This is a genomic window from Paenibacillus sp. UNC496MF (assembly GCF_900113915.1).
Lineage (GTDB): Bacteria > Bacillota > Bacilli > Paenibacillales > Paenibacillaceae > Paenibacillus_Z > Paenibacillus_Z artemisiicola.
The window spans coordinates 578,761-604,698 of sequence record NZ_FORE01000005.1; the positions used below are offsets into that span (position 1 = coordinate 578,761).

Annotated in this window: 26 protein-coding genes and 1 other annotated feature; of the genes, 1 reads left to right on the forward strand and 25 read right to left on the reverse strand. The window is 61.5% G+C overall.

The window, feature by feature from the left end:
- Positions 1 to 280 precede the first annotated feature (280 nt).
- From BMZ79_RS07680 to lspA, 11 genes are all read right to left on the reverse strand, one after another.
- Positions 281 to 529 carry a hypothetical protein gene (locus BMZ79_RS07680; RefSeq protein WP_090638245.1) on the reverse strand — a complete coding sequence of 83 codons (249 nt, stop codon included), beginning with the start codon at positions 527 to 529 and terminating at the stop codon, positions 281 to 283.
- A gap of 219 nt (positions 530 to 748) precedes the next feature.
- A complete protein-coding gene (gene pyrE / locus BMZ79_RS07685) occupies positions 749 to 1,396 on the reverse strand; it encodes an orotate phosphoribosyltransferase (protein WP_090638248.1) in 648 nt (215 codons plus the stop codon).
- Positions 1,397 to 2,125 (reverse strand): orotidine-5'-phosphate decarboxylase, encoded by a 729-nt coding sequence (gene pyrF / locus BMZ79_RS07690; RefSeq protein WP_090638250.1) that lies wholly within the window; start codon positions 2,123 to 2,125, stop codon positions 1,397 to 1,399.
- Between the two features lie 109 nt (positions 2,126 to 2,234).
- The gene (gene carB / locus BMZ79_RS07695) at positions 2,235 to 5,456 is read right to left on the reverse strand and encodes a carbamoyl-phosphate synthase large subunit (protein ID WP_090638253.1); all 3,222 of its coding nucleotides are present in this window, start codon (positions 5,454 to 5,456) and stop codon (positions 2,235 to 2,237) included.
- A complete protein-coding gene (locus BMZ79_RS07700) occupies positions 5,443 to 6,588 on the reverse strand; it encodes a carbamoyl phosphate synthase small subunit (RefSeq protein ID WP_090638255.1) in 1,146 nt (381 codons plus the stop codon). Before BMZ79_RS07700 ends, carB begins: the two co-directional genes overlap by 14 nt.
- Positions 6,589 to 6,621: 33 nt before the next feature.
- Positions 6,622 to 7,911: a dihydroorotase gene (locus BMZ79_RS07705; protein ID WP_090638258.1), complete on the reverse strand. Its 1,290-nt coding sequence runs from the start codon at positions 7,909 to 7,911 to the stop codon at positions 6,622 to 6,624.
- A gap of 26 nt (positions 7,912 to 7,937) precedes the next feature.
- Positions 7,938 to 8,840 (reverse strand): aspartate carbamoyltransferase catalytic subunit, encoded by a 903-nt coding sequence (locus BMZ79_RS07710; RefSeq protein WP_090638261.1) that lies wholly within the window; start codon positions 8,838 to 8,840, stop codon positions 7,938 to 7,940.
- 13 nt (positions 8,841 to 8,853) lie between these two features.
- On the reverse strand, positions 8,854 to 9,384 hold the full coding sequence (pyrR, locus tag BMZ79_RS07715; RefSeq protein WP_090638264.1) for a bifunctional pyr operon transcriptional regulator/uracil phosphoribosyltransferase PyrR: 531 nt from the start codon (positions 9,382 to 9,384) through the stop codon (positions 8,854 to 8,856).
- 284 nt (positions 9,385 to 9,668) lie between these two features.
- Positions 9,669 to 10,904 (reverse strand): LL-diaminopimelate aminotransferase, encoded by a 1,236-nt coding sequence (locus tag BMZ79_RS07720; protein WP_090638266.1) that lies wholly within the window; start codon positions 10,902 to 10,904, stop codon positions 9,669 to 9,671.
- 112 nt (positions 10,905 to 11,016) lie between these two features.
- A complete protein-coding gene (locus BMZ79_RS07725) occupies positions 11,017 to 11,925 on the reverse strand; it encodes an RluA family pseudouridine synthase (RefSeq protein ID WP_371263655.1) in 909 nt (302 codons plus the stop codon).
- 19 nt (positions 11,926 to 11,944) lie between these two features.
- Positions 11,945 to 12,469 (reverse strand): signal peptidase II, encoded by a 525-nt coding sequence (gene lspA, locus BMZ79_RS07730; protein WP_090638271.1) that lies wholly within the window; start codon positions 12,467 to 12,469, stop codon positions 11,945 to 11,947.
- Positions 12,470 to 12,647: 178 nt separating this feature from the next.
- Here lspA and BMZ79_RS07735 point away from each other — a divergent pair, with 178 nt between their 5' ends.
- Positions 12,648 to 13,370: a TraR/DksA C4-type zinc finger protein gene (locus tag BMZ79_RS07735; protein WP_090638274.1), complete on the forward strand. Its 723-nt coding sequence runs from the start codon at positions 12,648 to 12,650 to the stop codon at positions 13,368 to 13,370.
- A gap of 107 nt (positions 13,371 to 13,477) precedes the next feature.
- On the opposite strand, the gene BMZ79_RS07740 is transcribed toward BMZ79_RS07735, so the two are convergent.
- From BMZ79_RS07740 to BMZ79_RS07810, 14 genes are all read right to left on the reverse strand, one after another.
- Positions 13,478 to 13,810: a DUF5665 domain-containing protein gene (locus tag BMZ79_RS07740; protein WP_090638277.1), complete on the reverse strand. Its 333-nt coding sequence runs from the start codon at positions 13,808 to 13,810 to the stop codon at positions 13,478 to 13,480.
- A gap of 127 nt (positions 13,811 to 13,937) precedes the next feature.
- On the reverse strand, positions 13,938 to 17,042 hold the full coding sequence (gene ileS, locus BMZ79_RS07745) for an isoleucine--tRNA ligase (RefSeq protein ID WP_090638279.1): 3,105 nt from the start codon (positions 17,040 to 17,042) through the stop codon (positions 13,938 to 13,940).
- Between the two features lie 62 nt (positions 17,043 to 17,104).
- Positions 17,105 to 17,405, reverse strand: a binding site (T-box leader).
- Positions 17,406 to 17,477: 72 nt separating this feature from the next.
- On the reverse strand, positions 17,478 to 17,972 hold the full coding sequence (locus BMZ79_RS07755) for a DivIVA domain-containing protein (protein ID WP_090638285.1): 495 nt from the start codon (positions 17,970 to 17,972) through the stop codon (positions 17,478 to 17,480).
- A gap of 91 nt (positions 17,973 to 18,063) precedes the next feature.
- Entirely contained in the window at positions 18,064 to 18,846 is a 783-nt protein-coding gene (locus BMZ79_RS07760) for a YlmH family RNA-binding protein (RefSeq protein ID WP_090638288.1), read from the reverse strand.
- Positions 18,843 to 19,109 carry a YggT family protein gene (locus tag BMZ79_RS07765; RefSeq protein ID WP_090638291.1) on the reverse strand — a complete coding sequence of 89 codons (267 nt, stop codon included), beginning with the start codon at positions 19,107 to 19,109 and terminating at the stop codon, positions 18,843 to 18,845. The genes BMZ79_RS07760 and BMZ79_RS07765 overlap by 4 nt, the downstream gene beginning before the upstream one ends.
- 7 nt (positions 19,110 to 19,116) lie before the next feature.
- Positions 19,117 to 19,569 carry a cell division protein SepF gene (locus BMZ79_RS07770; RefSeq protein WP_090638293.1) on the reverse strand — a complete coding sequence of 151 codons (453 nt, stop codon included), beginning with the start codon at positions 19,567 to 19,569 and terminating at the stop codon, positions 19,117 to 19,119.
- Between the two features lie 51 nt (positions 19,570 to 19,620).
- A complete protein-coding gene (locus tag BMZ79_RS07775) occupies positions 19,621 to 20,343 on the reverse strand; it encodes a YggS family pyridoxal phosphate-dependent enzyme (RefSeq protein ID WP_177222016.1) in 723 nt (240 codons plus the stop codon).
- A complete protein-coding gene (gene pgeF / locus BMZ79_RS07780) occupies positions 20,340 to 21,191 on the reverse strand; it encodes a peptidoglycan editing factor PgeF (protein WP_090638297.1) in 852 nt (283 codons plus the stop codon). The genes BMZ79_RS07775 and pgeF overlap by 4 nt, the downstream gene beginning before the upstream one ends.
- A gap of 96 nt (positions 21,192 to 21,287) precedes the next feature.
- The gene (locus tag BMZ79_RS07785) at positions 21,288 to 21,563 is read right to left on the reverse strand and encodes a YlmC/YmxH family sporulation protein (protein ID WP_090638300.1); all 276 of its coding nucleotides are present in this window, start codon (positions 21,561 to 21,563) and stop codon (positions 21,288 to 21,290) included.
- A gap of 210 nt (positions 21,564 to 21,773) precedes the next feature.
- Positions 21,774 to 22,556, reverse strand: a complete 783-nt coding sequence (sigG, locus tag BMZ79_RS07790) for an RNA polymerase sporulation sigma factor SigG (RefSeq protein WP_090573745.1) — start codon at positions 22,554 to 22,556, stop codon at positions 21,774 to 21,776.
- A gap of 178 nt (positions 22,557 to 22,734) precedes the next feature.
- Positions 22,735 to 23,973: a hypothetical protein gene (locus tag BMZ79_RS07795; protein ID WP_090638302.1), complete on the reverse strand. Its 1,239-nt coding sequence runs from the start codon at positions 23,971 to 23,973 to the stop codon at positions 22,735 to 22,737.
- A gap of 11 nt (positions 23,974 to 23,984) precedes the next feature.
- Entirely contained in the window at positions 23,985 to 24,824 is an 840-nt protein-coding gene (locus BMZ79_RS07800) for a hypothetical protein (RefSeq protein ID WP_090638305.1), read from the reverse strand.
- The gene (locus BMZ79_RS07805; RefSeq protein WP_090638308.1) at positions 24,821 to 25,510 is read right to left on the reverse strand and encodes an ATP-binding cassette domain-containing protein; all 690 of its coding nucleotides are present in this window, start codon (positions 25,508 to 25,510) and stop codon (positions 24,821 to 24,823) included. The genes BMZ79_RS07800 and BMZ79_RS07805 overlap by 4 nt, the downstream gene beginning before the upstream one ends.
- A complete protein-coding gene (locus BMZ79_RS07810) occupies positions 25,503 to 25,904 on the reverse strand; it encodes a GntR family transcriptional regulator (RefSeq protein WP_090638310.1) in 402 nt (133 codons plus the stop codon). The genes BMZ79_RS07805 and BMZ79_RS07810 overlap by 8 nt, the downstream gene beginning before the upstream one ends.
- Positions 25,905 to 25,938: the final 34 nt, after the last annotated feature.

Here is a 25,938-nt window from a genome sequence, read left to right on the forward strand (position 1 = left end):
TTTCCTCTTCCTCTAAATTTGCCGCACGCAGATTTGTTAACGGGGCCGAGAAAATGACCGGAGGGATGTGTAGGCGCGAAGCAGCTTCAGCGTATGCTTACGAAGCCGGTGAATGCCGCATATCATACCTGTCAACAAGAATGCATGCCATTCACCTTCAGCGTTCGCTTTTGTAGTCTGATATCAACCGATTCATCCGTTATCTAATCAAGATGTCAGACTACAACAGCGAGCGGAGCCCCACGCAGCCCGGAGGTCATTTTCCCCCTTCCGGCCCCCATCAAGCCGCGTGCAGCAAATCCTCCATCATCGTGATCAAGCGCTGCCGCATCTGCTGCAGCTTCGCCGCCACGCGCTCCATCGCGGATTCGTTGCGCGAATCTATCGCATCGAAGGCTTGGCGCAGCTGGCCGTACGCCTCGTCCATCTGCAAAATTTCGTCGCATTTCTTCAGCTCCCGGTCGTAAATCCGCACCCGGTACAGGAGATCTTCCGTCGAATCCATCAGTCGTTTGTAGAATAGGTTCATCTTCGCTTCCTCGCATTCTAGTAATCTATTTGGCGAAACAATCCATTGTATGCAGCAAGTTAGCTAAATATAACCCGTCGGCGGAAGAATGAAACACGGAAGCTTGGCGACGCAAAAAAACAGGATCCGCCATGATGGGCGGATCCTGTCGGATGGAGCGGCTTCTGCACGCGGATGCGCGGGACTCCGGCAAGCGGTCGCCGGCCAGCGGATTTCCGCTTATGCGCCGAACGCTTGCGGGTTTTCCCGCCACGCTTGCAGCAGGGCCACATCGCTCTGCTGGACGATGCCGTTCTCGAGCGCCACGTCGATCAGCGCCGAATAATTCGACAGCGTCGCGAGCGGGATGCCCGCTTCCGCGAACGCCTCGGCGGCTTGCGGGAATTGGTAGGTGAAAATCGCCACGACGGCCTGCACCTCGCAGCCGGCGTCGCGCACCGCGACCGCCGCCTTCAGCGAGCTGCCGCCGGTCGAGACCAGATCCTCGATGAGCACGACCTTCTGGCCGGGCTCGAAATGGCCTTCGATCTGATTTGTTTTGCCGTGGCCCTTCGCTTTGTCGCGGACGTAGAGCATCGGCAGGTTCAGCTTCTGCGCCACCCAGGCCGCGTGCGGAATGCCGCCGGTCGCGATGCCGGCGACCGCCTGGCAGTCCGGATACTGCGCCCGGATGATCGTCGCGAAGCCTTCCGCGATCAGCTCGCGGATCGCCGGGTACGACATCGTCAGGCGATTATCGCAGTAGATCGGCGATTTCATGCCGGACGTCCAGGTGAACGGATCGTTCGGGCGCAGCGCGACCGCGTTGATTTGCAGCAGCCCTTTCGCGATGTCTGTCTGCAGTTGTTCCAGCGTGGATGTTGTCATCTACATCAGCTCCTCGATAATGGTTTCCAAAGCTTCTCTCGGGCTCGGCGCCGCCGTGATCGGCCGGCCGACGACCATGTAATCCGTGCCTTGCGCCAGCGCTTCGCGCGGCGTCATGATGCGCGACTGGTCGCCGATATCCGCGCCCGCCGGACGGATGCCCGGCGTAATCGTCCGGAACGACGGCCCGCAGGCCTCCTTGATGAGCCGCACCTCCTGCGGGGAGGCGACGACGCCGCCGAGTCCCGCTTCCCGGGCCAGCCGGGCGTAACGGACGACCGCGTCCGCGACGGAGCCGCCGATGCCGATCTCGCCGTTCAGCACCGCTTGGCTCGTGCTCGTCAGCTGCGTCACGGCGATGACGAGCGGCCGGCGCAGGCCGGGCTCGGCCGCGAGCGCGGCTTCCACGCCTTCCATCGCGGCTTGCATCATGGCCGTCCCGCCGGCCGCGTGCACGTTGAACATATCGACGCCGAGCTTCGCGATGCTGTTCGCGCCGCCTTTGACCGTATTCGGGATATCGTGCATCTTCAGGTCGAGGAACACCTTGTACCCGCGCGCCTTCAGCTCCGTCACGAAGCCCGGACCGGCCGCGTAGAACAGCTGCATGCCGACCTTCATGTAGCACGGAATGCCCTCGAGGCTCCGCACCAGCGCTTCGGCCGAAGCGGCGCCCGGATAATCGAGCGCCACCATGACGCGGCCCGCGGCTTCTTCTCTGCTTAGCATCAACTGCTCCGCCTCCTTCGATTCGCTTGCTCTATGCATGGCGAAAGCCTGCTTGGGGGGCAGGCTTTCGCGGCCGTTTGGCGGCCATGGCGATCGGTTCGACCGCCGGTTATTTTTGCGCCGACAGCACCGGCATCGGACGCGAGGAGAAGTTGATCGTCTCCAGCATGTTCAGCAGGGCGCGGACCGTATCGAGCGAGGTCATGCAGACGACGCCGTTCTCGACCGCCTCGCGGCGGATGCGGAACCCGTCGCGCTCCGGCGTCTTGCCCTTCGTCAGCGTGTTGACGACGAAGTGCGCGCGGCCGTCGCGGATCAGATCCAGGATGTTCGGCGAGCCTTCGCTCAGCTTGTTCACGCGCTTCACGCGCAGTCCCGCTTCCTCCAGCGCCGTCGCCGTGCCGCCCGTGGCGATGATGTTGTAGCCCAGCTCGTAGAAGCCGCGCAAAATGTCGATCGCTTCCGGTTTGTCCTTGTCGGATACCGTCGCGATGATCGAGCCCGTCGACGGAATGCGCATGCCGGCGCCTACGAGGCCTTTGTACAGCGCCTTCGCGTATTGCTCGTCGCGGCCCATGACTTCGCCCGTGGACTTCATCTCCGGCGTCAGCGTCGGATCGACGCGGCGCAGCTTGGCGAAGGAGAAGACCGGTACTTTGACCGAGACGAAATCTTCTTCCGGCCACAGGCCTTCGCTATAGCCGAGGTCCGCGAGCTTCTTGCCGAGAATCGCCTGCGTCGCCAGGTTGGCCATCGGAATGTTCGTCACTTTGCTGAGGAACGGCACCGTGCGCGAGGAGCGCGGGTTAACCTCGATGACGTACACCTCGTCCTGGAAGATGACGAACTGGATGTTCACGAGGCCGATGACGTTCAAGCCCCGCGCGATCTTGATCGTGATGTCGATCATTTTTTGCTGCAGCTCTTTCGAGATCGCCTGCGGCGGATACACCGCGATCGAGTCGCCGGAGTGCACGCCCGCGCGTTCGACGTGTTCCATGATGCCCGGGATGAGCACCGTCTCGCCGTCGCAGATCGCGTCGACTTCCGCTTCCTTGCCCAGCATGTAGCGGTCGATCAGGACCGGATGCTCCGGATTGATCTTCACGGCCTGCACCATGTACGTCAGCAGCTCCTCGTCGGAGTAGACGATTTCCATGGCGCGGCCGCCGAGCACGTACGACGGGCGCACGAGCACCGGATAGCCGAGGCCTTGCGCGGCGGCGACGGCTTCGTCCACGGACGTGACCGTCGTGCCCTTCGGCTGCGGAATGTTCAGCTCGCGCAGCAGCGCTTCGAACTTCTTGCGGTCCTCGGCCGCGTCGATGCTCTCGAGGCTCGAGCCGAGGATGCGCACGCCGGCTTTCGTCAGCGGCGCCGCCAGGTTGATCGCCGTCTGGCCGCCGAACTGCACGATGACGCCGATCGGCTTCTCCTGCTCGATGACGTTCATGACGTCCTCGAAGAAGAGCGGCTCGAAGTACAGCCGGTCGGACGTGCTGAAGTCGGTCGAGACGGTTTCCGGGTTGTTGTTGATGATGACCGCTTCGTAGCCGGCTTTCTGGATCGCCCAGACCGCGTGCACCGTGGAGTAGTCGAACTCGATGCCCTGCCCGATCCGGATCGGGCCGGAGCCGAGGACGAGCACCTTCTGCTTGTCGGTTTCGGTCACTTCGTTCTCGACCTCGTACGTCGAGTAGTAATACGGCGTCGTCGCTTCGAATTCGGCCGCGCACGTGTCGACCATCTTGTAAACCGGCTTCAGGCCGAGCTCCAGACGGTACGCGCGGATGTCGTATTCGTTGGTGTACGTCGCGTGGTTGCCTTCCCGGCGGATCTCCGCGATGGAGCGGTCGGAGAAGCCTTTGCGCTTCGCCTGGTAGAGCAGCTCCTTCGACAGGACGGCCGAGCCGCGAAGCTGGGCTTCGAACGCGACGATGCCCGCGATTTTATCGAGGAACCACCAGTCGATCTTCGTGAGATCCTGCACGTCCTGCAGCTCGTAGCCGCGGCGGAACGCTTCGGCCACGAGGAACATGCGCTCGTCGTCCGGCTTCTGCAGCCGCAGGCGCAGCGTCTCTTCGTCCAGCTCCGCGGCATCCTTCAAGTGAATGCGGTGCGTGCCGATCTCGAGCGAGCGGACCGCCTTGTGCATGGACTCCTCGAACGTCCGCCCGATCGCCATGACTTCGCCGGTCGCTTTCATTTGCGTGCCCAGCTTGCGGTTGGCCGACGTGAACTTGTCGAACGGCCAGCGCGGAATCTTCGAGACGATGTAGTCGAGCGTCGGCTCGAAGCAGGCGTACGTCTGGCCCGTGACCGGGTTGACGATTTCGTCGAGCGTGTAGCCGACGGCGATCTTCGCCGCCATCTTGGCGATCGGGTAGCCCGTCGCCTTGGACGCCAGCGCGGAGGACCGGCTGACCCGCGGGTTAACCTCGATGACGTAGTATTGGAAGCTGAACGGGTCGAGCGCGAACTGCACGTTGCAGCCGCCTTCGATGTTCAGCGCGCGGATGATTTTGAGCGAAGCCGAACGGAGCATCTGATACTCGCGGTCGGACAGCGTTTGGCTCGGCGCCACGACGATGGAATCGCCGGTATGTACGCCGACGGGATCGAAGTTTTCCATGTTGCAGACGACGATGCAGTTGTCGTTCGCGTCGCGCATGACTTCGTATTCGACTTCCTTCATGCCCGCGATCGATTTCTCGATGAGGCATTGGCCGATCGGGCTGTAGCGGATGCCGGACGCGACGGTTTCGCGGAGCTCCGCTTCGTTGGCGCAGATGCCGCCGCCCGTGCCGCCGAGCGTGTACGCCGGGCGCACGATGATCGGATAGCCGATTTCATTGGCGAAGTCCAGCGCCTCTTCGAGCGTCGTGACGATGACGCTGTCCGGTACCGGCTGCTCGAGCTCGCGCATCAGATCGCGGAACAGGTCGCGGTCTTCCGCTTTCTCGATCGCCGTCAGCTGCGTGCCGAGCAGCTGCACGTTTTCGCGCTCCAGCACGCCGGCGCGCGCCAGCTCGACCGCCATGTTGAGGCCGGTCTGGCCGCCGAGCGTCGGCAGCAGGCCGTCGGGGCGCTCCTGGCGGATGATCTGGGTCACGAAGTCGAGCGTGATCGGCTCGATGTAGACTTTGTCCGCCATGTTCGTGTCGGTCATGATCGTGGCCGGGTTGCTGTTGATGAGCACAACCTCGTAGCCTTCTTCCTTCAACGCTTGGCAGGCTTGCGTGCCGGCATAGTCGAATTCGGCCGCCTGGCCGATGACGATCGGGCCGGACCCGATGACGAGGATTTTTTTCAGCTTGTTATTTCTGGGCATACTGCAGCTCTCCTCTCAATGATGCCGCCATTTGCGCTTGACGCGGTTTCTGCGGGTTGTTTCGTTTCGTGGTGCGGATCATGTCCAGGAATTGATCGAACAGGTAGCTGCTGTCGTACGGGCCCGGCGCCGCCTCCGGGTGGTACTGCACGGAGAAGGCCGGGTGTTCCGCATGCTTCAAGCCCTCGATCGTCCGGTCGTTGTTGTTGATGTGCGTCACGACCAGCTTCGTGCCCGCGACGGATTCGTCGAGCACCGTGTAGCCGTGGTTCTGCGACGTGATATAGCAGCGGTTCGTCTCCAGCTCTTTGACGGGATGGTTGCCGCCGCGGTGGCCGAATTTCAGCTTCGACGTATCCGCGCCGCACGCGAGCGCGAACAGCTGGTGGCCGAGGCAGATGCCGAAAATCGGATATTCGCCGAGCAGCTCTTGAATCATCTTGACGGCGTGCGGCACGTCTTTCGGGTCCCCGGGGCCGTTGGACAGCTGGATGCCGTCCGGATTCAGCTTGCGGATCTGTTCCGCCGTCGTGTCGTGCGGCACGACGACGACGTCGCAGCCGCGCTTCGTCAGCTCGCGCAGGATGCCGCTTTTCGCGCCGAAGTCGACGAGCACGATCCGTTCGCGGTCGCCGGGGCTCGTGAACATGCTCTTCGTCGACGTGCGCGCCACTTGGTCGCGCATGAGCGCGGAGCCCGACAGGCGCTCCTGGAGCTCTTCCGCGCGTTCGGAGCCCGTCGTCAGGATGCCCTTCATCGTGCCGTGATGGCGGAGGATACGGGTGAGCATGCGGGTATCGATGTCGCTGATGCCGATGATGCCGTGCTCTTTCAGGATGCCGTCCAGCGTGTATTGCGCCCGCCAGTTGCTCGGAACCGGCTCGTGCCGGCGCACGACGAAACCGTGGATGAACGGCGCCACCGTCTCGAAGTCGTCGCGCGTGATGCCGTAGTTGCCGATGAGCGGATACGTCATCGTCACGATCTGGCCGCAGTAGGACGGATCCGACAGCACCTCTTGATAACCCGTAATGCCTGTATTAAATACGACTTCGCCGGTCGACTGCCCTTCGGCGCCGAAGCCGAGGCCCGTAAACAGCGTGCCGTCTTCCAGTAACAATCTTGCTTGCATCCGTATCCACTCCTGTCTCAAGTTGCGTGCTCTTTAGTGTGCCGTCCAAACGATCTTGCCGCCAACGAGGGTCGTCTCCGGCCAGCCGTACAGCTTCCAGCCGCCGAACGGCGTGTTCTTGCCTTTGGAAGCGAAGGTTTCCGGATCGACCTCGCGTTCGCGCTCCAGATCCACGATAGTAATATCTGCAGGAGCCCCGGCTTTCAAAACCCCGCTCGCCAGCCCGAACACGCGGGCCGGGTCCGACGTCATCCGCCGCAGCAGGAAGCCGAGCGTCCATTTGCCCGTGCGGACGAATTCGGTGTACAGCAGCGGAAACGCCGTCTCGAAGCCGACGATGCCGAACGGCGCGAGCTGCATGCCGCGGGCTTTCTCCTCCGCGCCGTGCGGCGCGTGGTCCGTGACGACGATGTCGATCGTGCCGTCCTCGAGCCCTTCGATGACCGCTTGCACGTCGCGCGGCGTGCGCAGCGGCGGGTTCATTTTCCAGTTGGCGTCCATGCCCGGGATGTCTTCGTCCGACAGCACCAAGTGATGCGGGCATACCTCGGCGGTGACGTTGATGCCGAACTGCTTGGCGTGCCGGATGAGCCGCACCGACTGCTCGGTGCTGACGTGGCAGACATGGTAGTGCACGCCCGTCGCTTCCGCGAGCAGAATGTCCCGGCCGACGTGGATCGCTTCCGACTCGTTCGGAATGCCCTTCAGGCCGTTCGCCGCGGCGAACTTGCCTTCCGTCACCGCCGCGCCGACGACCAGCGAGTCGTCTTCGCAGTGGGCGATGACCGGCATGCTCATCGAAGCCGCCAGCTTCATGGCGTCCTTCATCATCTGGGCGTTCTGCACGCCGACGCCGTCGTCCGTGAAGCCGACCGCGCCCGCTTCCTTCAGCGCCGCGAAATCGGTCAGCTCGCGTCCCAGCTCGTTCTTCGTGATCGCCGCGTACGGGAGCACGTTGATGATGCCCGCGGTCGCCGCTTTATCGAGAATGAACCGGACGGTATCCGGCGTGTCCGTGACGGGACGCGTGTTCGGCATGCAGGCGATCGTCGTGAAGCCGCCCGCCGCCGCGGAGCGCGTGCCGCTCGCGATGTCTTCTTTATATTCGAAGCCCGGTTCGCGCAGGTGGACGTGCATGTCGATGAACCCTGCGGATACCAGCTTGCCCTGCGCGTCGATCGTGTCGTGCCCCTGCGTGTCCGGCAGGCCCGCGGACGCGTCCGCGATCTCGGCGATGACGCCGTCCGCGATGCGGATATGCTTCGTCTCCGTCTCGCCCGTCGCTTCGTTCCAGACTAATCCGTTCAATATCCATGCTGCCATGTCTGTCCTGTCTCCCTTCGAACTTTTTAAGTCAGTGCCCGTTCGATGACGGCCATCCGGATCGGCACGCCGTTTTGCATCTGCGGAAAGATCCGCGATTGTCCGTGCTCCACCAGCTCGTCGTCGATCTCCACGTTCCGGTTGATCGGCGCCGGGTGCATGATGATGGCGTGCGGCGCGATGCGCGAAGCACGGTCGACCGTCAGGCCGTATTGCTCCCGGTACGCTTCGGGCGTGCTCATCATGCCCGCTTCATGGCGTTCCAGCTGCACCCGCAGCATCATGATGACGTCGGCGCGCAGCGCTTCCTCCATCGTGACGAGCGGCGCGTCCAGCTCCTTCGCCGCCATGCTGGCCGGCGCGCAGAACTGTACGTTCGCGCCGAACTTGCGCAGCGCGTACAGGTTCGAGCGCGCGACGCGGCTGTGCAGGATGTCGCCGACGATGGAGACCGTCAGCCCGCGCAGCTCGCCGAACTGCTTGCGCATCGTATAGAGATCGAGCAGCGCCTGGGTCGGATGCTCGTTGTTGCCGTCGCCCGCGTTGATGAGCGGCACGTTGATTTTGGCCGCCAGCTCGGCCAGCACGCCGATCGGCTTCAGCCGGATGACGCCGGCGTCGATGCCCATCGATTCCAAGGTGCGCACCGTATCGTAAATCGATTCGCCCTTCTGCACGCTCGAGACGGCGGCGGAGAAGTTGAGCACTTCCGCGCCGAGCCGCTTCTCCGCGACTTCGAACGAGAAACGGGTGCGGGTGCTGTTCTCGAAGAACATGTTCGCGACGAACTTCCCTTGCAGCACCGGGTCGATCTTCGTCGCGTGGTGCTCCCAGTGGGCGGCGCGGTCGAGAATCGACTCGATCTCGTCCCGGCCGAGCTCTTTCAGCCCGAGCAGGCTTCGGTCTCTCGTTAGCGTTGCGGTCGTCATGCGTCCGTCCCCCTTAGTGGATAATCGTCACTTGATCGTTCTCGTCGACTTCCTGCAGAGACACTTCGATCTGCTCTTGCTTCGAGGTCGGCACGTTCTTTCCGACGTAGTCCGGCCGAATCGGCAGCTCCCGATGGCCCCTGTCGACCAGCACGGCCAGCTGGATCGCTTGCGGCCGCCCCAGATCCATCAGCGCGTCCATCGCCGCCCGGATCGTTCTGCCGGTATAGAGAACGTCGTCGAAGAGGATGACCCGTTTATCCTTGACGCCGACCGACGACCCCGCCGCGGGACGTTCGGCGCTGACCTTCTCGCGGTCGTCGCGGTACTGCGTGATGTCGAGCTCCTGCACCTCGACGGGGCGTCCTTCGATTTCCCGGATTTGCTCGGCGATCCGCTGCGCCAGATAGATGCCGCGGGTACGAATGCCGACGATCACGCAGTTGTCGATGCCTTTGTTCTTCTCGACGATTTCATGGGCAATCCGCGTGAGCGCGCGCCGGATCGCCGTTTCGTCCATGATGACGCGATGCTGCTCATCCATTGGTTTCATGCGCCTCCTTGCTTGACTGCGAAGTTCCATGGCCACAAAAAAACTCCTTGCGGCATGCGCAAGGAGTTCGTCGTTTTGGATAGTCAATCTTATCGGGTTGGACAAAACGCCACCGCGACCGAGCGTCAGTGGGTAGGGTTGTCCCCGGATTCGATTGATAAAACGATTCACGTTACCTTGCCAGCCTCTCTGGACTGAGTTAAAGGTACTACGGTTTATCAAAAGAATTATGTCACATTCGACAAGCAATGTCAATCGGTCGGTTGCCGATCGCCTTACAGGCTCAGCTTGGTGATCCGTTCCACCGCTTTTTCCGTGTTTTCGCGGCTGCCGAACGCCGTCAGGCGGAAGTAGCCTTGACCGGCTTGGCCGAAGCCGACGCCCGGCGTGCCCACGATGTTCGCTTCCGACAGCAGCTTGTCGAAGAACGCCCAAGAGTCCAAGCCGCTCGGCGTCTTCAGCCAGATGTACGGCGCGTTCACGCCGCCGAACACTTCCAGGCCGAGGGAAGCCAGGCCGTCGCGGATGATGCCGGCGTTCGTCATGTAATAATCGATGATGGACGCGATTTGCGCTTTGCCTTCCGGCGTGTAGACCGCCGCCGCGCCGCGCTGCGTCACGTACGAGACGCCGTTGAACTTCGTCGTGTGGCGGCGGTTCCACAGGTCGTTCACGAGCACGGCGTTGCCGTCGGCGTCCTTCGCCTTCAGCTCGCGCGGCACGACCGTGTACGCGCAGCGCACGCCCGTGAAGCCGGCCGTCTTGGAGAAGCTGCGGAATTCGATCGCGACTTCCTTCGCGCCTTCGATCTCGTAAATGGACCGCGGCACGTCCGCCTCGCGGATGAACGCTTCGTACGCGGAATCGTACAGAATGATGCAGTTGTTCGCCTTGGCGAAATCGACCCAGCGCTTCAGCTCCGCTTTGGAGAGCGTCATGCCGGTCGGGTTGTTCGGGTAGCAGAGGTAGATCAGGTCGACCTTGCGGTCCGGCAGGCTCGGCGTGAAGTTGTTCGACGCGTCGCATTTCAGGTACACGATGTTTTCGTATTGGTTCGTTTCTTTATTGAACAAGCCGGATCGGCCGGCCATGACGTTCGTGTCCACGTACACCGGATACACGGGATCCTGCACGGCGACGACCGCGTCCTGGCTGAAAATTTCTTGAATGTTGCCGACGTCGCATTTCGAGCCGTCGCTCACGAACACTTCGTTCGTCGCGATGTCGATGCCGCGCGCCTTATAATCGTTCTCGATGATGGCGTCGATCAGGAAGTCGTAGCCTTGCTCCGGGCCGTAGCCGCGGAACGACGACGGATTCGCCAGCTCGTCCACCGCGCCGTGCATCGCTTTGGTGATCGCGTCCGGGAGACCGCGCGTCACGTCGCCGATGCCGAGGCTGATGATTTGGGCGTTCGGATTTTCTTGCATGAATTTCGTGCGGCGTTTCGCGATTTCGGAGAACAGGTAGCTGCCCTGGAGGTTCGTATAATGATTATTGATTTGCGTCATGCTCGATTTCTCACCCTTCGATTCGAAGTTTTACGATTTGGTTCCATCATAGCGCAAGGCAAGGCGGGTGCCATATATAGAATATGGTGAAAAGTTTGCACTAATTTCGGAATCAGCGCTGCCGCAATATCGTCAGCTCATGCTCCATGTCGGCCGGAATCGGCGCCTGGAATTCCAAATACTCGCCGCTGCGCGGATGCACGAACCCGAGCACGGCGGCATGCAGCGCCTGGCCCTTGAGGCCGATCGTCTTGCTCCGCCCGTACACCGGATCCCCCGCGAGCGGATGGCCGATGTACTTCAAATGGACGCGGATTTGATGCGTCCGCCCCGTCTCCAGCTGCAGCTCCAGCAGCGTATAGTCGCCGAAGCGCTCGAGCACCTGGAAGTGCGTGACCGCTTCCTTGCTGCCCTTGTGCGTGACCGTGAACAGCTTACGGTCCTGCGGATCCCGCCCGATCGGCGCGTCGACGGTGCCGTTCTCGTGCGGCATGTTGCCATGGACGAGGGCCACGTATTTGCGCGTGACGCTATGTTCCTTCAACTGCTCCGCCAGCGACAAATGGGCCAGGTCGTTCTTCGCGGCCATCAGGAGGCCCGACGTGTCCTTGTCGATGCGGTGCACGATGCCCGGCCGCAGCACGCCGTTGATGCCGGACAAGTCCTTGCAATGGTGCATCAGCGCGTTGACGACCGTGCCGGAATAATGGCCGGGCGCCGGATGGACCACCATGCCCCGCGGCTTGTTAAGGACGATGACGTCGGAGTCCTCGTACGCGACGTCGAGGGGGATGTCTTCCGCGGCGATGACCGCTTCCTCCGGTCCAGGCACAATAACCGTGACCACGTCGGCCACGGCTAGTTTATAATTCGCTTTCGCTTCGCGGCCGCCTACCAGCACCGCGCCGCTCTTGATCCAATCCTGCACTTGCGTGCGCGATACCGCGCCGTCCTCCATGCTTTCGGTTACGAATTTGTCCAGCCGCTCGCCGGCCGACGATTCGCTGATTTCGAAGACCATCGCGTCCTGATCTTGTTCATCACCGGATAAATTGATGGTTTTCGGATCCATTGCTTTCTTGTCCATTGGAATTGGAATCTCCGTTCTCTTTCTTGGATGACAACAGCGCATCCAGCAAAATCAACGCCACGCCGACGCAGATGCCGGAATCGGCGATGTTGAATACCGGGAAGACGTAGCTGCCGAACGTGAATTGCAGAAAATCGACGACTTGTCCGTACAGCGCCCGGTCGACCAGGTTGCCGACCGCGCCGCCCAGCACGAGGCCGAGGCCGGACAGCAGCAGCGCTTTCCCGGAGTTGCGGTTCTTCGCCGTATACCAGACGATCCCGATGACGACCACGAGCGTGATGCCGATGAACAGAAGCCGCTGCTCCTGCAGAATGCTGAATGCCGCCCCCTTGTTGCGAATCGAGGTGATGACGAAGAAGTCGCCGATCACGCTTCTCGTCTCGTTCAGGACGAGACTGTGTTCTACCCATTTCTTGGTTGCATAATCCACCACAAGCACGAATACGGCCAGCCAATAGTAGTAAAATTTCACGGCGTCTGCCCCCTTATCCCCCACATTGTAGCATATTTCCGCGATGCCGGGCCAGCGAATCCGCCCGCGATGCTGCCAGCGCAACCATGATTGCCCGCCTCTAAAAACGGCCCCCGCTGCAAAAGCTAACGGCACGACAACAACGTCAATCCGTTCCGAGGAAAGAGGGTTACAACCGATGACGACGACGCATCTGACGAACGCGCAGCTGCGCGGCCTGCGCAGCCGGCTGAACGTGGACAAGGCGGCGGCCGAACAGCGCCTCGCCAGCAGCGAGCATTACGGCTTGGGCGATTCGCTGCGCGACGAATCCGGCGATTTGTCCGCCTACGACAACCATCCCGCCGACGCCGCCACCGAGACGTACGAGCGCGGCAAAGACATCGCGCTGCACGAGCAGGAAGAGCTGCACCTGAACCGCATCGAAGCGGCGCTGGCCGCCATGGACGACGGCAGCTACGGCGCCTGCCGCGTCTGCGGCGAACCGATTCCGCTCGCGCGGCTCCAGGCGATTCCGGACACCCTCTATTGCGTGGCGCATTCCCCGCGGCAGGACGTCTCCGACCGCCGTCCGGCGGAAGAGAGCTTCCTGCAGCCTCCGTTCGGCCGGACGAGCCTCGACGACCACGAAGACGGGTACAACGGCTTCGACGGCGAGGACGCCTGGCAAATCGTCGAGAGCTGGGGCACGTCCAATACGCCGGCGATGGCCGAAGGCCGCGAGATCGCCTCGTACGACCAAATGGCCATCGAAGCGGACGAAATGGACGGTTACGTGGAGCCGTACGAAAGCTTCGTCGCCACGGACATCACCGGCAACCGCCGCTTCATCGTCCGCAACGAGACGTACAACCACTACTTGGATAACGAGGAAGGCGAGCCTCTGCTCGACCGGGAATAACCGCGGCTGATATAGGGGCAGCGGCGCCGTGCGGATATGCGCGGCGCCGCTGTTTTTCGTCCTATTCCCTTCGCTTCATCGAACCTGATAAACTCCCGGCCCTCCGCCTAATACGTCTTCCCCTCCAGCTGATGCTGCACGATGCGCACGATGTCCGCGATGTAATCGCCGATGATCGGCAGATTTAGCGCCCCGAGCACCTGCAGCAGGTAGAGGATGGTGGACGCGAATATCGTAAAGCCGACCGCGATGCCGACGCCGCGCGACAGCCCGCCCAGCGCGTTGCGCCAGAACAGCGAGAACGGCCGGTTCAGCAGCTGCACGTAATCGGCGATCTGGGTGCGCTCCATCTGGGCCGTCAACGTTTCAAGCCGCTTCTCCAAGGCATCGAGCGAATGGCGGACGCCGTTCAGATCTTCGTGGTTTTCGGTCGTTGTCATGGCGATCCTGTCCTTTGCTTGGCATTCGGTAAACGAAACGACGCCCACGCCGCGTGCGGGCCGAGCGGCAAAAAGCCGATCGGCCGCCCGCGCGTGAGCGTTCGGTTTCTTTGCTGCTATGCCGTTATCATGCCCCCGCGATCGCGATTCCAATCTCGCGGTCGCCGAGCGACACCCGCTCAGTCTCCGCCGCGGCGCCGTACTCCACGCCGCTCAGCAGGACGTTCTCGAACAGGACGTCCCGGAACGCGTCGAGCGCCGCGCGCAGCTCCGCGTCGACGTCGAGCGTGAGCTTGACGCGCAGCTCGATCGGCAGATCGAGCTTCTTGCGCGTATCCTGCACCGCGCGGATGACTTCGCGGACGAGGCCTTCCTGCTCGAGCTCCGGCGTGATGTCCGTGTTGATCGCGACCGTCAGCTGATAGCCGGAAGCGGACGCGAAGCCGGACTTCGCCTGCTTCTCCACGAGCAGCTCGTCGAGCGCGATGACGAAGCTTTCGCCTTCGAGCGACGTATACGACAATTCGCCCGCTTTGACGATTTCGCTCGTCTCGTCCGGCAGCAGCGATTTCAGGTACGTCTGGATCGGGCCGACGTGCTTGCCGTATTTTTTGCCCGCGACCTTCAGGTTCAGCTTGAACGTGAAGTCGACGAAGCCGCTGTCGCCGCTCGCGATCGTGATCGTTTTGACGTTGATCTCGTCCTTGATGATGTCTTCGTACGGCGCCAGGTCGAATTCGTTGTCCAGCGCCACGATGAGCTCGGACAGCGGCTGCCGCGTCTTGATGCCGGTTTCGTTCCGCACGTTGCGGGCCAGCTCGACGATCTGCCGCGCCGTCTCCATGTCGCGCTCGAGCTTCTCGTCGATCGCGTGCTCGTCGGCCTTCGGATAATCGGCCAGGTGCACGCTGCCGCCTTCGCCGAGGTTCGTGTACACGTCCTCCGCCAGCATCGGCGCGAACGGCGCGATCAGGCGCGCCAGCGTCGTCAGCACCGCGCGGAGCGTGCCGTACGCGTCCAGCTTGTCGTCCGTCAGGCCGCTGCCCCAGAACCGGTCGCGCGAACGGCGGATGTACCAGTTGCTCATCTCGTCCACGAAGCCCTCGATCGCCTTGGCCGCATTCAGGAAGTCGTACGACGCCAGGCTCTTGTTGACGTTCGCGACGAGACTGTTCAGCCGCGACACGATCCAGCGGTCCAGCTTCGCCGACGATGCGCGGGCCGGCTGGGTCGCCGGGTCGTAGCCGTCGATGGACGCGTAGAGCGCGAAGAAGGCGTGCGTGTTCACGATCGTATCGATGACCTTGGACTTCGCTTCGCCGACGATGCCGCGCGAGAACCGCTTGCTGTTCCAAGGCGCGCTGTCCGCCAGAAGCGACCAGCGGAACGCGTCCGTGCCGTACTCGTCGATAATTTCCCAAGGGTCGATGACGTTGCCTTTGGATTTGGACATCTTCTGGCCGTTTTCGTCCAGGATGTGGCCGGTCGAGATGACCGCCTTGTACGGCGCGCGGCCGTTATACAGCGTGGACACCGCCAGCAGGCTGAAGAACCAGCCCCGCGTCTGGTCGATGCCTTCGCAGATGATGTCGGCCGGATATTGCTCCGCGAACGTCTCCTGCTTCTCGAACGGCTGATGATATTGCGCGAACGGCATGGAGCCGCTGTCGAACCAGACGTCGACGACTTCGGACGTGCGCGTCATGACGCCGCCTTCGCAGTGCGGGCAGCGCAGCTTCACGTCGTCCACGTACGGCTTGTGCAGCTCGATGTCCTCGGAGATCGGCGAGACCGACCGCGCTGCCAGGTCTTTCCGGCTGCCCGGGGAATGCTGCCCGCCGCACTTCTCGCAGATCCAGACGTTGAGCGGCGTGCCCCAGTACCGGTTGCGGCTGATGTTCCAGTCGACCAAGTCCTCGAGGAACTTGCCGAAACGGCCTTCGCGGATATGGGACGGGTACCAGTCGACTTCGCTGTTGTTCTTGATCAATTGGTCCTTGACCGCCGTCGTCTCGATGAACCAGCTGTCCGTCGCGTAGTAGATGAGCGGCGTTTTGCAGCGCCAGCAGAACGGGTAGCTGTGCTCGTAGCGTTCCTTCGAGAACAGCAGGCCGCGCTCGCTCAGCATTTTGACGATATCGACGTCGCATTCTTTAACGAAGCGGCCGGCCAGATCGGTGACGGCTTCGACGTAGCGGCCGGCGTTGTCGACGACGTTCAGGAAGCTGACGCCGTTCTGGCGCGCCACCTTGTAGTCGTCGTCGCCGTGCGCGGGCGCGATGTGGACGATGCCGGTACCGCTCGAATCGCTGACGAAATCGCCGGGGATGATGAAGTGACCGTTCTCGACGGCCGCATAGCGGAACGGCGGTTCGTATTTCAAGTTCAGCAGCTCAGAGCCCTGCAGCGACGACAGTACCTCATAGTCGCCCTTCACGCCCTTCATGACGCTCTCGACGAGCGCTTCCGCCACGATGTACGTCTCGCCGTCCTTGCGCACGCGCGCGTACGTCAGGTTCGGGTTCACCGCCAGGGCCACGTTGGCCGGCAGCGTCCATGGCGTCGTCGTCCAGGCGAGCACGTATTCGTCGCGGCCGTCGAGCTTGAATTTCACCGTCGCGCTGAGATCCTTGACATCCTCATAGCCCTGCGCGACTTCATGGGAACTCAATGTCGTCTGGCAATGCGGGCAGTACGGGCTTACCCGGTGGCCCCGATACAGCAAGCCCTTGCCATGGATGGTGGACAAAATATTCCACACGCTCTCGATATAATCGTTGTTCAGCGTGATGTACGGATCGTCCATGTTCGTCCAGTAGCCGATCGCTTCGGTCAACTCGCGCCATTGGCGTTCGTACTCGAAGACGCTGCTTTTGCATTTGTTGATGAACGCTTCCACGCCGTATTCCTCGATGTCCTGCTTGCCGGAGATGCCGAGCTGCTTCTCGACGCCCAGTTCGACCGGCAGGCCGTGCGTATCCCAGCCGGCTTTGCGGACGACGCGGTAGCCGTCCATCGTCTTGTAGCGGCAGATGAAGTCCTTGATGACCCGGCCGAGCACGTGCCCGATATGCGGGGCGCCGTTCGCGGTCGGCGGTCCTTCGTAGAACACGAAGTTCGGCTTGCCCTCCCGGTTGTCGATCGACTGCCGGAACGTCTGCTCCTCTCTCCACTTGCCGAGCACCCGCAGGTCGCGGCTTCTCGCTTTCTCTTTCACGTCGATGCGCTGCATGCTTCATTTCCCCTCTCATGGTTTTCATCGTGTCTTGGCAAACAAAAAAAGCCCCGCCCCCGCAAAGGGACGAGACTTGGCTCGCGATACCACCCTTGTTCCGATCGCCCGTCTTCTTCGCCGCGTCCGGGGACAAAGCGAATGAAGCCGAAGAATCGGCACCTTAGTCACGAATGCAACACTGCCATCCGCGTTCCGGGTAACGGCGGAAATCCGGCGGAACTTACTGCTTGCGGCCATGCGCAAGGTTCGGCGCCGCTTCTCGGAGAGGATCTTCCGCAATCGTCCGAACGCCGGCTTTCAGCAAGTGCCGGCTCTCTGGGGAACGTTCGAATGCGTACTCGTTCTCGTCAACGAAATCGTCGTATAAATCGATTATTACCATATATACGCCATTCCGATACATTTGTCAAACTTCCGAAGCGAAAAATCGTATTATCCGCGGTTGCTCTCGCTTGCGAGCGACGGCGGGCTGTCCAGGGAATCCCAGCCTTCCTGGGACAGGAGCTCGAGCTGCGCTTCCACCAGCGTCCGGAATCGGGCCCGGTAGATCGACGCCTGCTTCTTCAGCTCTTCCACTTCGAGCGCGACCTTGCGGGATTTGTTGAGCGAGTCGTTGATGATGCGGTCCGCGTTCTTCTCCGCTTCCTTCACGATCAGCTGCGCTTCCTTCTTGGCGTTGTTGCGGACTTCGTCGGCGGCTTCCTGCGCCACGATGATCGTCTTGCTGAGCGTTTCTTCGATAGTGGCGAAATGGTTCAATTTCTCTTGCAGCGCCAGCGCTTGATTCTGAATCTCTTTGTTTTCGCGAATCAGCGCTTCGTAGTCCTTGATGACCTGGTCGAGAAATTCGTTCACTTCATCTTCGTCGTAACCGCGCAGACGTCTGCCAAATTCCTTGTTATGTATGTCCAATGGCGTTAACGGCACCGGCGCACCTCCTGAATGTTTACAAGTTAAGGGCAAGATGCCCGATTGTACATTCTTCTTTCGACAGGTGGAGCCAAATTCCTGCAAAGTCCTAGATAATTTTCCCGATTCGGACCCGGATCCGGCCTTTCTTGGTGACGCCTTCGACCTCCAGCACTTTGAAGCGTCCCAGCCCCTGCATCGAGACGACGTCGCCCGCTTTGAGCGGCGCGGACGGATCCTCTTCGACTTTCCAATTGACGCGGCACCGTCCGGCGCGGATCGGCTCCACGATCTTGGACCGGCTGATGCGGTGCACGTCGCTCGCGATGCCGTCCAGACGCAAAGAAGCCACCGACAGGTTCATCTCTTCCATGGCCGACACGGCCGGACGCAGCCGCTCCAAAGGAAGAACGTCCGTAAGGACGTGAACGCGGTGGACTTGTCGCAAATGAATATTGATATAGCCGGCGATCTCCTCGGCGACGAGACAGTGGCAGCGATCCTCGTGAACGTGCAGATCGCCGATCCGGTCCCGCTTGATGCCGAGACCGAGGAGCGCGCCCAGATAATCCCCGTGGTCCAGCTCCAAATGCCCCTGCGTACCGCCGGTCACTTCAAGCAGCGCGATATGGGCCGGCTCGTCGTCCAGCACCCGATAGTCCGGCGCGAGGAGGGCGCGCTTTCGTTCGGCGCCTTCGTAGCCGCCGTCCAGCCGAATCTGCACGTCGGGATTGCGGTTCGCGAGCGACAAGAGAATGTCCGCCTGCCGCGGATCCAAGAAATCCGTGCGCTTCAGCTCGTGGCCGAACGCGGCGCGGTCGATCCATTCCGACGCGCGGTCCACGAACGGACGCTCGTCGGGATGGAAATGGACGTAAAGATCTTGCTTCATAGGAACATATCCAAAATCGCGATCAGTCCGTACGCCACGAAACGAAGCGCGAACAGCGCGACGATCGGAGAAATGTCGATGACGCCGCCGATCGATGGAATAAATCTGCGGAACGGCGACAAATACGGCTCGACCAGCTTGCCGAGCAGCTCGCCGATGAAGCTGTCGCGGACCCCGGGCAGCCAGGACAGCAGCACGTAAGCGATGATCATATACTGGTAAATCTGGGTAATCGTCCAAATAATACTGGCCACTTCAGACAATTCAAGGTCACCTCATTTTATTGTAGTCTTGCTCCTCAGTCAGCATTTCCGAAATCGCACCTTGAATTTCGACCGTATCCGGCGTGCAAAGAAAAATATTAGGCCCCAGCTTCGAGATGCCGCCGTTCAGCGCGTAAATCGTGCCGCTCAGAAAATCGACGATCCGCACGGCCTGGTCCGAACGCACGCGCTGCAGGTTGACGACGACGGAACGCCGCGAACGCAGATGGTCCGCGATATCCTGCGCCTCTTCGTAAGAGCGCGGTTCGTTCAGAATGACGCGGACGTTCTTCTGCGAATGGATGCTGACGATATTATTGCCCTTCGAAGAAGCTTTACGTGCTTCGAAGGGAGAAGTTTCAACTTCCTGTTCGTCATGCGATTCGACCCGCTCGCGCTCCACGACTTCCTCTTCCTCCTGAAGCCCGAGAAAACTCATGAACTTGTTCATCATGTCAATCGCCTTCCTTCGTATATGATGGCTGCTTCCGCCGGACGGCTCGCCGCGGGATCAGCTCTTTCCTACCAATACGGTTCCGAGCCGGAGCCAGGTGGCCCCTTCCTCGACGGCAATTTCGAAATCCCCCGACATGCCCATCGACAGCCCGCGCACCGGCTCCGCCAGCACGGCGCTGCCGTTCAGTTCATCGCGCAATTCCCGGAGCCCCCGGAATACGGGTCTCGTCTGTTCGCCCTCCGCGTCCAGCGGCGCCATGGTCATCAGCCCGGCGGGCCGGATGTGCCGCAGCGACGCCAACTCTCTCGCGAACGGCAGGAGCGCCTCCGGCGCAAGTCCGTGCTTGCTCTCCTCCCCCGAGACGTTCACCTGCAGGAAGCAGGGAACGACGAGGCCGAGCTGCTCGGCCCGCCGGTCGATCGCTTGCGCGAGCGACAGCCGGTCGAGCGAATGAATGTATGTAAACTTCCCGATGACGTCCTTCACTTTGTTCGTTTGCAGCGACCCGATGAAATGCCAGACGGCTTGTCCGGCCGGCGCGTGCGCCCGGTCGGCGTCCCAGCCTCCGCCCGTGATGGCGTTCCACTTGGGCGCCGCGTCCTGCCAGCGGTTCTCGCCCATGTGCGTCAGCCCGTGCCGAAGCACGGCCTGCGTCTGCTCGACGCCTACGTATTTGGTCACCGCGATGAGCTCGATGTCCGAACGGTCGCGGCCGCTTCTGGCGCAGGCCGCCTTCAGGCGCCGTTCGACCTCGTCAATGCGCTGTGCTAATGTCACGCTTTCAAATCCCCTTCTGTCATGCCGATCCAGCTGACCATTCTGCCCGTCGCTCCGCCCTCCATCCGGTGGGAGAAGAACAAATCCGTGGAGCAGCCGGTACACCAATCTGAACATTCGATACGACTCGGCAAAATTCCTGCTTTTATCATAATCTGTCGGTTCAATTCTTTCAAGTTTATCCGGGCTTTTCCGTTTTCGGTCGGCGCTACCAGTCCGTCCGCCTCCAGCCCCATTCGTTCCATAAGGGGTATTACCCGGTCCAGCACGACTTCATTCACCTCGTAGCAGCATAAGCCGATCGAAGGACCGATCGCGGCTTCGACGTCCGCGGGGACGCAGCCGAAATTCGCCGTCATCGCCTCGACCGTCTTGCGGGCGATTTCCAGCACGGTGCCCTTCCAGCCGGCATGCGCCAGCGCGACGACGTCCTTGACGGGATCCATAAAATAGAGCGGCACGCAATCCGCGTAAAACGACGTCAGCAGCACGCCGCGCTCGTCCGTGATCATGGCGTCGGCGTCGCCGACCGCCGTGCCGCGGTTCTCCCGGCCCTTGCCGCGGTCGCCCTTGCCGACGACGTACACGCGGTCCCCGTGCACCTGCTCCGCGCAGGTCCATGCTTCGAACGGCCAGCCGAGCGCTTCGGCGAGCATTCTGCGGTTCGCGACGACGTCGCCGTCGGCGTCGCCGACGTGCAGGCCGCAGTTCAGCGACGTCCAGGGCTCCGCGCTGACGCCGCCCTGCCGGCCCGTGAATCCGGCCGTGACGCCGGCATGCCGCTCGCTCCAATGCGGCAATAAAAAAAGCGAAGGTCCCTTCGCCTCGCGTTTTACAAATGGTTCCATCGGTTGGCTTCACCTCTGCCTTAGTGTACCATGCGGCCGCCCTCCGCGCGAGCGCCGGCGCGCCCGCCCGGATGCGCGGCCTTCCGTTCCCCGCCTTCACCGGACCCCGACGTCGTCTTCCTCCGCCCGGTAAACCTTCGCGTCGTCGATGCGCACGAGCACGACGTCCGTGCCGATCTTCACGATGTTGCGCCACGGGATGATGACGTCCGTGCCGTTGCCGAACATGCCGAAGAACCGGGAATAGCTCGGCACGACGATGGAATCGATCCGGCCCTGGCGCAAATCCAGTTCCAAGTCGCTGATCTGGCCGAGCTTGCGCCCGTCCACGATATTGATGACGTCCTTCGTTTGAAAATCGGATATTTTCATCTTCCGTTCACCACGCTTCCCGCAGGACTGATGCCAAACAGGCCTATGCTTTCAGTATATGTGCCCGCCCGGCAAAATGTCCTGCTTGGCAGGAATTATCGCGCCCCGCGGCCTTCCGATAGACTAGAACGCCGTCAGCCTCCCTTAACGCGGGGCGCAATAAAAAAAACGGCGCGGGAGGCGCCGTTGTCGTGTGCGAAGGGAAACCGCTCAGGTCTTCACGTGTTTTTGCATTTGCTGGATGGCCGATTTCTCGAGCCGGGAGACTTGCGCTTGCGAGATGCCGATTTCGTCGGCGACTTCCATTTGGGTTTTGCCTTCGAAGAAACGCATCGAGAGAATCATCTTTTCGCGTTCGTTCAGTTTGTGCATCGCTTCCCGGAGGGCGATTTCCTCGATCCAGGAAACGTCCTTGTTCTTGTCGTCGCTGATTTGGTCCATCACGTAGATGGGATCCCCGCCGTCGTGATAGATCGGCTCGAACAACGATACCGGGTCTTGGATGGCGTCGAGCGCGAACACGACGTCTTCTTTGGGCACGTTCAGCGCCTCGGAGATTTCGAAGATCGTCGGCTCCCGCGAATTCTTGTTCGTCAGGCTGTCCCGGACCTGCAGCGCCTTGTAGGCGATGTCCCGCAGGCTGCGCGACACGCGGATGGGGTTATTATCCCGGAGGTAACGGCGAATCTCGCCGATGATCATCGGAACCGCGTACGTTGAAAACTTCACGTTCTGGCTGAGATCGAAATTGTCGATTGCTTTCATGAGGCCGATGCAGCCGACTTGGAAGAGATCGTCGACGAATTCCCCGCGGTTGTTGAACCGTTGTATCACGCTGAGCACAAGCCTCAAGTTGCCATTGACTAATTTCTCTCTGGCTGCCCATTCGTTTTGCGTTTGCAATGCCGTGAACAGCTCGCGCATTTCGGCATTCGTGAGGACAGGCAGTTTAGCGGTATCCACTCCACAGATCTCGACTTTATTTCGGGTCAACGTGATTACCTCCCAAGGAGAAACATTAATGTTCAGTATCTCCCCGGACCCCCAATTTATTCCCCCGCGAAACAGAAGAAGAAGCCCGTCCCGGCAAGCATAAACCGGGCAAAAAAACAAGCCCCCGGCGGACTGCCGGAGGCTTGCGGAACCGCGCCGGGCGCAACGTCCGGGCGCGTCAGGATTTGAGGCCGAAGCTGTAGAGCGTCATCGGCTCGAGCAGCTCCCGCTGCCGCTCCGGGGTGCCGTCCACGGTCAGCTTGCCCGCGTAGACCGCCTTCCCGTCGGCGAGGTTCACGATCAGAATCTCGCCGTCCGCGTTCACGCGGTTCAGCACGTACAGCCGGTCGCCGTAAATGAAGCGCTGCATGGACGAGGCCGCTCCGCCGGTCAGCGCGAGCGGAACGTCGAACGTCTCGCCCCGGGCGCCGCTCGCCGGATCGTCGCTTCGCAGCGTCAGCTTCCCGCCGGCCGTCTTAAGCGTGATCAGCTTCCCGCCGGCCAGCATGCGGGCCGTATTCGCTTCCTCCCCGCCCTCCGCGGGAATCGGCGTCAGCTTGCCGGTCTTGTAATCGAGCACGAGGACCTGCGAGCCGAGCGTCTTCTCCGTATACGTGCCGTCCTTGTCTTTGCCCGCTTGAACGGTCCTTTCGGACAGGAGCGCGTACGGCGAAGGCGAGGCGACGCCCGCGCTCGTGTCGTGGATCGCGTATTTCTCCTGCTTGCCGGCGCCCTTGTCGGCGTCCTTGGCGATCGTCTCGTCGCTCGCGATGCCTTCCTTGTCGAGATCGACCGTGAGCAGGTGGATTTCCGTCTCCATGCCTCCTGCCCGGCCGAGGCCGGTATCCTTGGACAGCGTAACCAGCAGCTTCGCTTGGCCGTCCAGCATTTGGACGTCGTAGACGTACAGGTACGAATACTTCTGCTTGCCCGGCATGATCGCGTCGAAACGCGTTTTCTTGCCGGTCGTCAAGTCCTGCGCGGCGATCGCGATCGAATAGGCGCTCAGGTTCGAAGCGGGATTCCGCTCCTCGGCCTTCGCATCCGCGTAGAGCAGCGCCCTGTCGTCCGCATAGAACCCGTTGGTGCTGATTTTGCCCCGCATGAAACCGCGGTGGTCCTTCTTCAGCCGGACCAGGTCGGGGCTGTTATCGGTAAAATCGTTGTTCAGCTGCGCCAGAAACGACCGCCGTTCATTGTAATGGGTGCCGTTCGTGCCGATCTCGACCCGGTGATACATGCCGTCATCGATCCGCGTGTCGGCCTCCAGGACCAATTGCGACGCTTCCTTCGGATCGCCCGACACCGTCTGGATGCGGAATTCCGGCAAGTCCCGCGCGGCCGCGCCGACGTAGTACGTCCCGATGCTCGCGGCGACGAGGACCGGAAGCGCGATGGAAAACCAATATCTTCTCATGGATACGCCCCCTATACCGATACCTTCTTCGTGATGAGATGAAGTCCGAGCCATACCGTGACCGCGGCGACGATCGCGAGCAGCGCGAACTCGATGCCGTAAAACTCGCCCGGATACAAGTATGTGTCGATCTTCCTGCCCAAGATGAGGTAAGGCAGCATCAGGAAGAGGAACGCGCCGGCGACGTACAGGACCGCCGCGGCCGCGCCTTTCAGCCGGTAGCTGCGCTCCAGCAGCACGCCCGTGAAGCAGACGAGCACGACGATGGCGCCGATGCCGTAAACGAGCAGAAAATCGGTGAACGTGCCCGGAATGATCAGGGCCAGCAGCGAGGCGCCGCGCACGAGCTCGAATACCCCGGTCGGTTCGAACAACTCCGTGCCGCCGGCGGATACGAACAAGCGGTTCTCGAGCGGCAGCAGCGCGAGCTGCAGGCCGATGAACGCGAACACGAACAGCAGGATCGCCGTCAGCTTGGCGAAGTAGATGTTGCGGCGCGCGGTCGGCAGCATGAGCAGCCGATAGACGAAGACGTTTTTGCCGTACCATTCTTTATACCAAATCATGAAGACGTAAAGCGCGAGAATGCCGGCGCACAGCGCGATCGGTCCGTAGATCCACATGCCGGCTTGACTGACGGCATCGAGGAACGAATACTTGCCGTTCGCCTGCACGAACGCCCCGAGCGTGCTGTTGCTCGTGCGGATGTGATCCTGCACTTGATTGCTGTAACGGCTCGCTTCGCGGATCATTCCCGCGCACTGGACGATCGCCGTCAGCGCGGCCAGCCCCGCCAGCAGCTTCCAGAACCGCATGATTTCCCAATGGACGAGCTTCAAATAACGATTCATCCGCGATACACCTCTCTCATGACGTCCATGACGGACTTGCCTTCCTCCTGCCGGACGGTTTCGGTATCGAACTCCCGCCGCACGACGCCGTTCTCGAGCAGGACGACTTTGTCGATCAAGTGCTCAATGTCGTTGATTTCGTGCGTCGTGATGATGACGCCGCGGTCCTCGATCAAGTGGCTCGCGAACACGGACGCGATCTGCTCGCGGCTGAACATGTCGATGCCGGAAAACGGTTCGTCCATGAGCACGTAATCGACGTCGAGCGCCAGGCCGAGCAGCAGGTTAAGCTTGGCGGCGTTGCCCTTCGACAGCTCGCCGACCCGGTCGCGGCCGTTCAGTTTGAAGAAGCCCTTCAGCTCCTCGGCGCGCTTCGCGTTCCAGCTCGCGTAGTAATCCGCCATGAAGCGCACGCAGGCATCGACGGTCATGCCGGGCGGCATCATGATGGCGTCGGGGATGAACGTGATGCGTTCGTACAAGCGGCTCGAAACCGGCTGCCCGTCGATCCGGATCGCGCCCTCGGAGATCGGCGTCAAGCCCATGATCGCCTTCAGCACCGTCGATTTGCCCACGCCGTTAATGCCGATCAGGCAGGTGATCTGCCCCTTCTCCGCCGTGAAGGACACGTCCTTCAGCACATGCTTGCGGCCGAACCGCTTGCGGATGCTCTTGACCTCAATCATGGGCCGTTCCCTCCCCGCCTTGCTTGGCATAGCTGTCCTCGATCCGGACCTTGACGATCGCGAGCAGCTCGTCGACCGGTACTTGAATCTTCTGTATGGAAGCGACGAACGCATCGACCGCATCCGCGATGAGCTCGCCCCTTATCGACCGCAGCACCCGTTCGTCCGACGTGATGCGGCTCGGGGAATTTCCTTCCGTGACGATCAAGCCTTGTTCCTCCATTTCCTTGTACGCCTTCTGCGCCGTATTGGGGTTGATTTGCAGCGTGCCCGCCAGCTCCCTGCGCGAGGGAATGACCTGTCCGCTCGCCAGGCGGCCCGTCGCGATTTGTTCCTTGAAATGCCGGACCACCTGCAAGTAGACGGGGTCGCGGTTATTGAATTTCACTTCCAACGGTTGATCCCCCCTGCCGCTCGTTACTTCCTGA

Coding starts and splice junctions, on each gene's coding strand:
- pyrF (WP_090638250.1), bottom strand. CDS start 2,125: ATGCTAAGCAGAGAAGAAGCCGCGGGCCGCGTCATGGTGGCGCTCGAT.
- BMZ79_RS07710 (WP_090638261.1), bottom strand. CDS start 8,840: ATGACGACCGCAACGCTAACGAGAGACCGAAGCCTGCTCGGGCTGAAA.
- BMZ79_RS07795 (WP_090638302.1), bottom strand. CDS start 23,973: ATGAGAAGATATTGGTTTTCCATCGCGCTTCCGGTCCTCGTCGCCGCG.
- BMZ79_RS07680 (WP_090638245.1), bottom strand. CDS start 529: ATGAACCTATTCTACAAACGACTGATGGATTCGACGGAAGATCTCCTG.
- BMZ79_RS07725 (WP_371263655.1), bottom strand. CDS start 11,925: ATGGTCTTCGAAATCAGCGAATCGTCGGCCGGCGAGCGGCTGGACAAA.
- pyrE (WP_090638248.1), bottom strand. CDS start 1,396: ATGACAACATCCACGCTGGAACAACTGCAGACAGACATCGCGAAAGGG.
- BMZ79_RS07700 (WP_090638255.1), bottom strand. CDS start 6,588: ATGCAAGCAAGATTGTTACTGGAAGACGGCACGCTGTTTACGGGCCTC.
- pgeF (WP_090638297.1), bottom strand. CDS start 21,191: ATGGAACCATTTGTAAAACGCGAGGCGAAGGGACCTTCGCTTTTTTTA.
- pyrR (WP_090638264.1), bottom strand. CDS start 9,384: ATGGATGAGCAGCATCGCGTCATCATGGACGAAACGGCGATCCGGCGC.
- BMZ79_RS07740 (WP_090638277.1), bottom strand. CDS start 13,810: ATGACAACGACCGAAAACCACGAAGATCTGAACGGCGTCCGCCATTCG.
- BMZ79_RS07720 (WP_090638266.1), bottom strand. CDS start 10,904: ATGACGCAAATCAATAATCATTATACGAACCTCCAGGGCAGCTACCTG.
- BMZ79_RS07800 (WP_090638305.1), bottom strand. CDS start 24,824: ATGAATCGTTATTTGAAGCTCGTCCATTGGGAAATCATGCGGTTCTGG.
- ileS (WP_090638279.1), bottom strand. CDS start 17,042: ATGCAGCGCATCGACGTGAAAGAGAAAGCGAGAAGCCGCGACCTGCGG.
- carB (WP_090638253.1), bottom strand. CDS start 5,456: ATGCCCAGAAATAACAAGCTGAAAAAAATCCTCGTCATCGGGTCCGGC.
- BMZ79_RS07805 (WP_090638308.1), bottom strand. CDS start 25,510: ATGATTGAGGTCAAGAGCATCCGCAAGCGGTTCGGCCGCAAGCATGTG.
- BMZ79_RS07735 (WP_090638274.1), top strand. CDS start 12,648: ATGACGACGACGCATCTGACGAACGCGCAGCTGCGCGGCCTGCGCAGC.
- BMZ79_RS07785 (WP_090638300.1), bottom strand. CDS start 21,563: ATGAAAATATCCGATTTTCAAACGAAGGACGTCATCAATATCGTGGAC.
- BMZ79_RS07760 (WP_090638288.1), bottom strand. CDS start 18,846: ATGAAGCAAGATCTTTACGTCCATTTCCATCCCGACGAGCGTCCGTTC.
- BMZ79_RS07705 (WP_090638258.1), bottom strand. CDS start 7,911: ATGGCAGCATGGATATTGAACGGATTAGTCTGGAACGAAGCGACGGGC.